Annotated in this window: 7 protein-coding genes; 6 read left to right on the forward strand and 1 reads right to left on the reverse strand. The window is 66.0% G+C overall.

What is annotated here, in order from left to right; translation table 11 throughout:
• Positions 1-45 precede the first annotated feature (45 nt).
• From JHC81_RS06435 to JHC81_RS06460, 6 genes are all read left to right on the forward strand, one after another.
• Complete coding sequence (locus JHC81_RS06435) at positions 46-840, forward strand: hypothetical protein (RefSeq protein WP_292172242.1); 795 nt, start codon at positions 46-48, stop codon at positions 838-840.
• Positions 725-2,296 carry a DNA polymerase Y family protein gene (locus JHC81_RS06440; protein ID WP_292172244.1) on the forward strand — a complete coding sequence of 524 codons (1,572 nt, stop codon included), beginning with the start codon at positions 725-727 and terminating at the stop codon, positions 2,294-2,296. The genes JHC81_RS06435 and JHC81_RS06440 overlap by 116 nt, the downstream gene beginning before the upstream one ends.
• Entirely contained in the window at positions 2,293-5,673 is a 3,381-nt protein-coding gene (locus JHC81_RS06445; protein WP_292172245.1) for an error-prone DNA polymerase, read from the forward strand. Before JHC81_RS06440 ends, JHC81_RS06445 begins: the two co-directional genes overlap by 4 nt.
• A 114-nt stretch (positions 5,674-5,787) precedes the next feature.
• Entirely contained in the window at positions 5,788-6,189 is a 402-nt protein-coding gene (locus tag JHC81_RS06450) for a TadE family protein (RefSeq protein WP_292172247.1), read from the forward strand.
• On the forward strand, positions 6,189-7,826 hold the full coding sequence (locus tag JHC81_RS06455; protein ID WP_292172249.1) for a TadG family pilus assembly protein: 1,638 nt from the start codon (positions 6,189-6,191) through the stop codon (positions 7,824-7,826). Before JHC81_RS06450 ends, JHC81_RS06455 begins: the two co-directional genes overlap by 1 nt.
• 63 nt (positions 7,827-7,889) lie before the next feature.
• Positions 7,890-8,336, forward strand: coding sequence for a surface-adhesin E family protein (locus JHC81_RS06460; RefSeq protein WP_292172251.1), 447 nt, complete (start codon positions 7,890-7,892; stop codon positions 8,334-8,336).
• 9 nt (positions 8,337-8,345) lie between these two features.
• Here the strand turns inward: JHC81_RS06460 and gyrB are convergent.
• A partial coding sequence (gene gyrB / locus JHC81_RS06465; protein WP_292172254.1) for a DNA topoisomerase (ATP-hydrolyzing) subunit B occupies positions 8,346-10,663 on the reverse strand: 2,318 nt, incomplete at its 5' end.

Genomic DNA, 10,663 nt, shown 5'->3' on the forward strand with positions numbered 1-10,663 from the left:
GCCCCTGGATGAGAGGCATATAGGAGAACATAACAGGAACATTTGGTGCCTTCGACCTTTCAGATCGAGCAGTTGAAATCCCGTCTGGCCAAGCTGTCTCGTGATGAGGCCGAGGGCGAGCCGGCACGGTTCACGCTCGGGATCGACAGGGTCGATGCGTATCTGGACCCCGGACCTTGCCTCTTCTGCCTTCACGAGATTCATGCCGAGACCGCCGCCGACGCTGTGGCCGCGAATGCCTTTGCGCTGGGTCTGGCGTCGCGTGCCACACGGGACCGGCCTTTGCTCTGGGCATTTCAGAACCTGGCGTCGCAGGAAGCTGGCGGCTTGCATGGATCGGGGCTGCACGAATGGGGCTTGCGCCCAGAAACTGTGCTGATCGTACGGGTGCGCGACGCCGTGGCCATGTTGGCGGCGGGCGAGGAGGCCTTGAAGAGCGGCGCGGTCGGCGCGGTGCTGATGACCAGCTGGGGCGAGGCCAAGGCCATGACCCTGACTGCAAGTCGGCGTCTAGCCCTGGCCGCACGGTCGGGGGGCAGTACGGCCTTTGTCGTACGGGCGGCGGCGGCGGCAGTGCCCAGCGCGGCCGAGACCCGCTGGTCGGTGCGCGCGGCCCTGTCGACAGCGCTGGAGGCCGGGGCTCCCGGACGCCCGGCCTTCGTCGCCGCATTGACCCGAAGCCGACAGGGCGCGGCCTCGACCGAATGGACGCTGGAGTGGGATCGTGAAAGCGGCGCCTTCTGCGAGCCCGCGCCGCTATCTGGCCGTCTGGTTTCCGTTCCTGTCGTCGGATCGGCTGCGACGCGAGGAGACGCGGCGGAACTTCGTCGAACCGGGTGAGCCCAGTTCGCAAGATGCGGTCGTGCTGGTCGAGAAAGTCCGGGGAGCCTTGCGGCTCGCCGCGCTGAACCCTCAGGCCTGTAGCCTGGGGCTGACGCGGGGCATGACCCTGGCCGACGCCCAGGCGCGGACGCCCGCCCTTCGCACGGTTGTGCATCGCCCCGAGGCCGACGCGGCCCTGCTCGCCCGGGTGCTGGAGGATTTCGGACGTTTCACCCCGATGGCGGCGACCGATGGCGACGACGGCCTGATCCTGGATGTGACGGGCTGCAGCCATCTGTTCGGCAATGAGGCCGGGCTGCTCCTTGCAGTCGAAGCACGGGCCGGTCGCATCGGGCTCGGCGTCCGGACCGCACTGGCCAGTACGCCACAGACGGCACGGGCCTTGTCCCGGTTCGGGCGCGGAGGCCTGTTTGTTCCGGGTCAGGACCGAAAGGCGGTGCGCACCCTGCCGATCGCTGCGCTGGAACTGGACGACAAGGAACACCAGGCCCTGACGCGTGCTGGCCTGCGCACACTGGGCGATCTCGACGACCGCCCGACCGCGCCCCTGGCCGCGCGGTTCGGCACCGACCTGCCGGTCCGGCTGGCGCGCATCCTGGGCCAGGAGGATGTACGGATCACGCCGCTGCGCTCGCCGCCTCCTTGCGTCATCGATCGCATCCTGTTCGAGCCGATCACTGAGACGACGGATGTCGAGGCGGTGATCGGTGACCTGCTGATCGAGGCCATGGCCTGGCTAGATCAGCGGCGGCTGGGCGGGCGGGCGTTCGCGGTAGCCTTCTTCCGCATCGATGGCGCGACCCGACGGATCACCGTGCGGACTGGGCGGGCGACCCGCGATGCGCCCGGCGTGATGCGGCTTTTCAAGGAGCGGCTGACGGCCTTGGCCACTCCTCTGGAGCCCGGCTTCGGTTTCGACCATCTGCGGTTGTCCGTGCCGGTGACCCAGGCGATGGCTCCGGCTCAGCCCGGTTTCGAGGCCGAACCGACCGGCAGTGAAGACCTGGACCGCCTGATCGACCGTCTGACCGCGCGCTTGGGCCCCGAGGCCGTGGGCCGGTTCGAGCCGGTGGAGTCGCATTTACCCGAAAGGGCCGCGCGCCTGGTCTGGGCCGGGCGACGTCATGGAGATGTGTCGTGGCCCGCGCGCGATTCAGCGTCCCCGCCGCTGCGTCCGTTCCAGATGTTCGACCCGCCACAGCCGATCGAGACCGTGGCCCTGGCCCCCGATGGCCCGCCCGCCCGATTCCGTTGGCGACGGGTGACGCATTCGGTCGTACGCGCTGAAGGGCCGGAACGGATTGGCGGCGAATGGTGGCGAAGGCCCAGCCACCGGACCCGCGACTACTATCGTGTCGAAGACCGTCAGGGTCGCCGGTTCTGGTTGTTCCGCGCAGGTTTCTATGGTGAGGAACCGGAGCCGAGCTGGTACATCCACGGCCTGTTCGCATGACCGGACCCCGGCCATCTCCTGGCCCCGCTCCCGCCTATGCTGAACTGGCCAGCGCCAGCAATTTCTCCTTTCTGCGGGGGGCGTCGCATCCGAAGGATTTGGTGCTGACGTCGATCCTGCGCGGCCACACAGGACTGGGACTGGCCGATCGCAACTCGGTCGCAGGCGTCGTTCGGGCGTGGAGCGCCTTGAAGCGGATGCGTAAGGAGGGAACGTCGCCTCCCGATGTCGTGCGTGACGGCGGCGGTCCGGGAGAGGTGACCTATGTCGACGATCCGCTGAGCGACCCCGCCCTTTCAAAGCTGGTCAAGGCGCGAGCGGCGAGGTTCAAGCTGGCGACCGGGGCGCGACTTGTCTTCAATGACGGCACGCCCGACATCGTCGCCTATCCTGAGACGCGGGCGGGCTGGGGGCGGCTGACACGGCTGCTGACCCTGGGCAACCGGCGGGCGGTCAAGGGTCAGTGCGAGATCGGCCTGCGCGACCTTCTGTCCGTGACCGAGGATCTGTTGCTGATCGTCATGCCGGACCGCCGTACGGACGGACTTGAGGCGACGCTGGCGAAACTGGTCGAGGTCACGCCGGCCGGGGTCTGGCTGGGCGCGGTCATGGGGCGGAATGGGGATGATCGTCGGCGTCTGGCGCGGCTGAACTCGCTGGCGGAGCGGAAGGATGTCCCGCTCCTGGCCGTCAATGACGTCCTGTATCACGACCCGGTGCAGCGCGATCTGCAGGATGTCCTGACGTGTATTCGCGAGGGGGTGGCGATCGAGGCGGCGGGCTTGCGGCTGAACGCCAATGCCGAACGCTGGCTCAAGCCACCGACCGAGATGGCCCGCCTGTTTGCCGATGTGCCCGAGGCCATCGCCGAAACCCAAGCCCTGCTTTCCCGCATCGGTTTCGACCTGGGACAGCTCAGCTATCAATACCCGGAGGAACCGATACCGCCCGGATGGAAGCCCCAAGCCTGGCTGGAGCATCTGACCTGGAGGCATGCCGGGATACACTATGCCTATGGTGTGCCGGACAAGGTACGTGTCCTGCTGGAAAAGGAACTGGCCTTCATAGAGAAGGCGAAGTACGCGCCCTATTTCCTGACCATCTACGACATCGTGCGGGTGGCGCAGGACAAGCGGATCCTGTGTCAGGGGAGGGGGTCGGCGGCGAACTCGGCGGTCTGTTTCGTGCTGGGGATCACGGCGGTGGATCCAGCGGAATCCGACCTGCTGTTCGAACGCTTCCTGTCCTCGGACCGCGACGAGCCCCCCGATATCGACGTCGATTTCGAGCACGAGCGGCGCGAGGAGATCATCCAGCACATCTATGAACGCTATGGCAGGGAGCGCGCCGGTATCGCCGCCACCGTAATCCGCTATCGCCCCAAGAGCGCGATCCGCGAGGTCGGCAAGGTCTTGGGCCTGACCGAGGACGTGACGGCCCGACTGGCCGCCAGCCAGTGGGGTAGCTGGGGTGCAGAGATCGGCGACAAGCACATCGAACAGGCCGGGCTGGACCCCGCCAATCCGATGATCATGCGGGCGGTCTCGATGGCGACGCGGCTGCTGAATTTTCCGCGCCATCTGTCCCAGCACGTCGGCGGCTTCATCCTGACTCAGGATCGGCTGGACGAGATGGTGCCCATCGGCAATGCAGCCATGCCGGACCGCACCTTCATCGAATGGGACAAGGACGACATCGACGACCTGAGGCTGATGAAGGTCGATATTCTGGCGCTGGGGATGCTCACCTGTATCCGAAAGGCGTTCGATCTGGTGCGTACCCATGAAGACCGTGACTGGGCGCTGAACACCATCCCCGCCGACGATAACGCTACATACGACATGCTGTGCCGGGGCGATTCCATCGGCGTGTTCCAGGTCGAGAGCCGGGCCCAGATCAATATGTTGCCCCGACTGAAACCGCGCAAACTCTACGATCTGGTGATCCAGGTAGCGATCGTGCGACCCGGTCCGATCCAAGGCGACATGGTTCACCCTTATCTGAGACGCCGGAGCGGCGCCGAGGAGGTGGTCTATGCTTCGCCAGCTCCCGAACACGGCCCGGCGGACGAGTTGAAGGCGGTTCTGGAAAAGACCCTCGGCGTGCCCCTGTTTCAGGAGCAGGCGATGAAGGTCGCCCTGGTCGCTGCCCGATTTTCGGATGCGGACGCCAACGGTCTGCGCAGGGCCATGGGCACGTTTAAGGGCGATGGAGACCTGGTTCGTTATGAGGACAAATTCGTCTCAAAAATGACTGCGCGCGGCTACGATCCTGCCTTCGCCCAGCGATGTTTCGACCAGATCAAAGGCTTTGGCTCCTACGGTTTCCCAGAGAGCCACGCCGCCAGCTTCGGCAAGCTGGTCTACATCTCCTCCTTCATCAAATGCCGTCATCCGGCAGCCTTCGCCTGTGCCCTGCTGAACAGCCAGCCCATGGGTTTTTACGCACCGGCCCAGATCGTGAGGGATGCCCAAGAACATGGAGTCGAGATCCGGCCCATCGACGTCAATCTGAGCGATTGGGACAACCGGCTGGAGGGATCACCGGGATCGCTGGCGCTGAGATTGGGCTTTCGCCAGATCGACGGGTTCCGTGCAGAGTGGGCCCAACGGATGATGGCGGTGCGTGACCGGGCGTTTGCAGGGGTCGAGACCCTGGCCCGCCGCGCGACCCTGCCGGGAGCGGCGATGCGCAAGCTGGCCGATGCCGATGCGTTTCGTTCCATCGGCCTGGATCGGCGCGAGGCGCTTTGGGCCGTGCGACGTTTGCCGGATGATGCGCCCTTGCCGCTGTTTGCCGCCGCCGATGCCCGCGAGCTAGGTGATGAGGCTGATGCGCGTCTGCCCCGGATGAAGCTGGGCGAACATGTCGCCGCCGACTACCAGACCACCCGGCTGTCGCTTAAGGCCCACCCGATGGCGATCTTGCGCCCGATTTTCGCGGCGGAGAACATGCTGACCTGCGCCGAGCTAGAGACCAGGCGCAGCGGCACCAAGGTCCGCACGGCGGGCGTTGTCCTGGTCCGGCAACGTCCGGGAAAGGGCAATGCCATCTTCATTACCCTGGAGGACGAGACCGGCGTCACCAACCTGGTTCTGTGGGCGCGGATGTTCGAAGAGTATCGGGGCGTCGTCATGGCTGCCCGGCTGATGGGCGTCGAAGGCGTGGTCGAGAAAAGTCCGGAGGGCGTCGTGCATCTGATGGCGCATCGGGTCTTCGATCGCTCCGGCGAGCTGAACCGCCTATCGGAAGGGCACTGCCCGGAGATCGCCCTTTGTCGCGCGGACGAAATCGTGCGCCCGCAGTACCCGCGCCAGCCCGGTCAAACCCACCCCCGTAACGCTCGGATACTACCGGGATCACGCGACTTTCACTGAGGTTCAATCAAGCACCATTGGCAACCCTGGGTATTATCCACGTCGCTTTACGTGCCCTCAAAGGTTGCAGCGTTAAGCGTGAGCTGCGTTGGAGGGCAGGCTATGCATGCTTCGATGGTCTCTAAGTCAGAGCGCGGTTCGGCGGCCATCGAGTTCGCTCTGATCGGGCCCCTGTTCATTCTGCTGCTGATCGGCGCTGTCGTTTACGGCGGTTGGATGTGGATGGCCCAGGGCGTTCAGTCTCTGGCGGCCGAAGGGGCGCGGGCCGCGATCGCGGGCATCGACGTCGATGAGCGCATCTCCCTGGCACGTTCGTCCGTCTCCGACAGCGTGGACGGCAGCACGATCCTTCAGCCCGAGGCCGTACAGGTGGCGGTGGCCAGCGATGCCGGAGCGATCCGCGTGACGGTCACCTATGACGCCACGGAGCATCCGCTGATGGCGCTGTCCAATCTGGTGCCGTCGCCGCCGCGCGTCATCCGCCGCGAGGCCGTCGTTCGCACGGGAGGATACTGATGCGTGATCTAAAGGCTCTCTGGCATGACCGGCGCGGCGGCGTGGCGACCATGGGCGCGGCGGGCGCGGCCCTGGCCTGCTTGCTGGCGGCGATTGTGATCGACGGCGGTTCCATCGCCCTGGCCACGCGGCACGCGCAGACGGCGGCCGATCTGGCGGCGCTGGCGGCAGCGCGCGACCTGCCCCGTGCCCAGCAGGCGGCCAAGGCCACGGCGGCAGAGAATGGCGGCAGTGACCTGCGTGTCGTGACTACGACCGGCACCTATGTCCCAAACGCTGCCGTTGCACCCGCCCAGAGGTTCACAACCGGGGAGGCTGACGACAATGCGGCCCGGGTGACGGTGACCATTCCGGCCCGGGTCTGGTTCGCCGGCTGGGTCATGGGCAAGGACCGTGTCGAGGTGACCCGAACCGGCACGGCCGCGGTGCGGGCTTCGGAACCCCTGGCGACCCTGTCGATCGGTTCGCGCCTGGCCTCCTTGAACGGCGGGGTCGCCAATCAGGTGCTAAGCGGCCTGACCGGCAGCGAGGTGTCACTGAGCCTGCTGGACTATCGCGCCCTGGCCGATGTGAAGGTCGATCTGCTGGGCTTTACCGATGCACTGGCGACGCATGCCGGCGTGACGGTCGGCGACTATGACACCCTTCTGGATCAGGAGGTCGATGCGGGCGATGCCCTGCGCATTCTCGAAACGGTCAGTGAGGGCGCCGACAGCGGATTAAACCGACTGGCCCGCGCGGCGGATGGGCAGACATTTCGTGTGGGCCAGTTGATCGGGGCCGAAGCCGGTGCGGAACAGGGGCTGCGCGGGGGGCTGGACGTCGGCGTCTCGGCCCTGGACCTGGCCAATGCCATGATCGAACTGTCGGGTGGCGACCGTCAGGTGAAACTGGACCTCGGGGCCAGGGCCGGTCTGGCCGATCTGGATGTCTGGCTGGCGATCGGCGAGCGTCCGAACCGCTCGCCCTGGATGGCGGTGGCCAAGAACGGCGAACCCGTCATTCGTACCGCCCAGGCGCGTCTGTATGTCGAGGCGCGCACGGCCCAGAGCCTGGCAGGCCTGGCCCAGGTCAAGGTGCCGCTGCTGGTTGAACTGGCTTCGTCCGAAGCCCGGCTGAACAGGATCGATTGCGAGGGATCGCGTGCGGTCCAGGTCGGCGTCAGGCCAGGCGTGGCGAGAGCCCGCATCGGTTCGACCAATGTGGCCGCCTTGAACGACTTCAAGGCCGCCCCGGTGGTGCAGCCCGCATCGCTGGTCAATGTCGCCAATCTGGTGACGGTGAAAGGCTCGGCCGATGTGGAAGCCGCCGATCAGGGCTTCAAGCCCGTGAACTTCAGCGAAAGCCATATTGCAGGCCAGACGCCACAGACCGTGAAATCCACCGGGTTCACATCCGGGGCGGTATCGTCGCTGTTGGGGCGGTTGTCGCTGGATGTGAAGGTTATCGGTCTGGGCCTGGGACTAGGGAATCTGACCCAGTCGCTGAACGCTCTGCTGGCCCCGCTCGGCCCGGTTCTGGATGGTGTGGTCAACGGCGTGCTGGACACGCTGGGCCTGTCGTTCGGCGAGGCCGACGTCACGGTGCATGGCGCGACGTGCCCGGCGGATGGCGGCGCGGCCTATCTGGTCGGCTGACACCGCCCTCTTGCCAAGGGCCGGATGTGGCGCAAGATTAGCTCCGGGAACGGGGAGAAGGTCATGAAAACGTCACTGCTTGCCGCAGCCATCGCGATGAGCCTGACCGCGCCGGTGGCGGCAGAGGATTGGAACACGGTCTCCCGCAGTCCCAACAGCGCCTTCATGGTCGAGGTCGACGGCATTGTCGTCAACGGCGAGATCACTACCGTGCCCGTGGCGACCGTTTCGCGCCGGGGTGAGGCGGGCGACTACAGCCATTCGGTCGAGACCTATGAGTTCAAATGTGCCGCCAGCCAGTGGCGCACCGCCGGCATCGTCGAATACGGCGAGGATGGAGCGGAAGCCGACCGCATCCCGGAAGAGGGTGGCAGCTGGGAACCGATCCGCTCCAATACCCTGCCGGACTTCCTCAAACAGGTCGCCTGCGACGGTGTCCGCGCCGACCCGCCGACCTGGCCCTCGATCAAGGCCTTTGTCGACGGGGGGCGGGTCCTGCCCACGACCTGACTGTTGGCGTCAGGCGTCGACGGCCGCGTCCAGCGCATTGGCCTGGATGAACTCGCGGCGCGGTTCGACCACATCGCCCATCAGCTTGGCAAACAGGTCGGACGCATCCTCCTGATGCTCGACCGACACCTGCAGCAGCGTGCGGGCATTGGCGTCCAGGGTCGTCTCCCACAGCTGTTCGGGGTTCATCTCGCCTAGACCCTTGTAGCGCTGGATGGCCAGGCCCTTCTTGCCCGCGTCGAGAACGGCCTCGAGCAGGTCCAGCGGACCGCGGATGGTCACCGACTTGTCCTTGCGGCGATAGGTCGAGGGTTTGTCGAACAGGCCGTCGAAGGCGACCGAGCGTTCGGCCAGACGACGCGCGTCCAGCGAGCGCAGCAGGGTTTCCTCCAGCACGATGCGTTCCGTTACCGCACGTCGCACCCGCTCGAACACCACGGAGCCTTGCACACCGGGCGCACCGGACCATTCGCCGTCGCCCTCCTCGGCATAGAGGTTCAGACGCGCCGCCGCGCGAGCCGGATCCGCCGCCTCTTCGTCGAACAGGCCGGCCAGGGCCGCCTGTTCGATGGCGAAGGCCGGGGCGCGCTGCGACAGGCGATCGACACCCGCCTTGAACGCCTTGGCCTCGCGCACCAGCGATTGCAGGTCCATGCCGGTGCGACGCTCGCCTGTCGGCAGGTCCAGTTCGGCCTCGGACGAGCCTTCCTCGATCAGATAGGCGTCCATCTCGGACTGATCCTTGAGGTAGCGCGACTGCTTGCCCTTGGAGACCTTATAGAGCGGTGGCTGGGCGATGTAGACGTGACCGCGCTCGATCAACTCGGGCATCTGGCGATAGAAGAAGGTCAGGAGCAGGGTCCGGATGTGGGCGCCGTCAACGTCGGCGTCGGCCATCAGGATGATCTTGTGATAGCGCAGCTTGTCGGCGTTAAAGTCGTCGCGGCCGATGCCGGTGCCCAGCGCCAGAATAAGGGTCCCGATCAGGTCTGACGACAGCATGCGATCGAAGCGCGCGCGTTCCACGTTCAGGATCTTGCCACGCAGGGGAAGCACCGCCTGGTTTTCACGGTTGCGGGCCTGTTTGGCCGAGCCGCCGGCGGAGTCACCCTCGACGATGAAGAGTTCGGACTTGGCCGGATCGCGTTCCTGACAGTCGGCCAGCTTGCCCGGCAGGCTGGAGATTTCCATCGCCGTCTTGCGGCGCGTCAGGTCCCGCGCCTTGCGGGCCGCCTCGCGGGCGGCGGCGGCCTCGATGATCTTGGCGACCACCTGTTTGGCCTCGGCGGGGTGTTCCTCGAACCATTGCGACAGCCCCTCCGAGCACAGCCCCTCGACGGCCGGGCGGACTTCGGACGAGACCAGCTTGTCCTTGGTCTGGGAGCTGAATTTGGGGTCCGGCACCTTAACCGACAGAACGCAGGTCAGGCCCTCGCGGGCGTCCTCGCCAGAAACCGAGACCTTCTCCTTCTTGGCGGCACCGGCGGCGTCGATATAGCCGCCCATGACGCGGGTCAGGCTGGCCCGGAAGGCCGACAGGTGGGTGCCTCCATCCCGCTGGGGGATGTTGTTGGTGAAGCACAGCATGGTCTCGTGGTAGCTGTCGTTCCACCACAGGGCGAGATCGATCTCGATCCCTTCCTTCTTGCCGCGAATGACGATGACGTCCTTCAGGATCGGCGTCTTGGACTTGTCCAGGTGGCGCACGAAAGCCTCGACGCCGCCTTCGTAATGCAGGATTTCCTCAAACGGTTCGGCCCCGCGATCGTCGCGCAGCTTGATGACAACGCCCGAGTTCAGAAAGGCCAGCTCGCGCAGACGGTGCTCCAGCGTCTTCAGGTCGAAGTCGATGTGGCTGAAGGTCGTGACCGACGGGTAGAAGGTGACCTCGGTGCCCGACAGGGGCTGGCCGGCCTTGTCGCCCGTTTCGCGGAGGGGCGCGTCGCCGGTGACGGTCAGGCTTTCGACCGTGTCGCCACGCTCGAACTTCATCTCGTGGCGCTTGCCGTTGCGGTAGATCTTCAGCTTCAGCCAGTCGCTGAGCGCATTGACGACTGACACGCCCACGCCGTGCAGGCCGCCGGAGACCTTGTAGGAGTTCTGGTCGAACTTCCCGCCCGCGTGCAGCTGGGTCATGATGACCTCGGCGGCCGAGACGCCCTCTTCGCCGTGGATGTCTGTCGGGATGCCACGGCCGTTGTCGGTCACGGTGACCGAACCGTCGGCATTCAGGATGACCTGGACCAGATCGGCGTGCCCGGCGAGCGCTTCATCGATGGCGTTGTCGACCACCTCATAGACCATGTGGTGCAGGCCCGAGCCGTCGT

It is taken from the genome of Brevundimonas sp. (genome assembly GCF_016463295.1).
Classification (GTDB): domain Bacteria; phylum Pseudomonadota; class Alphaproteobacteria; order Caulobacterales; family Caulobacteraceae; genus Brevundimonas.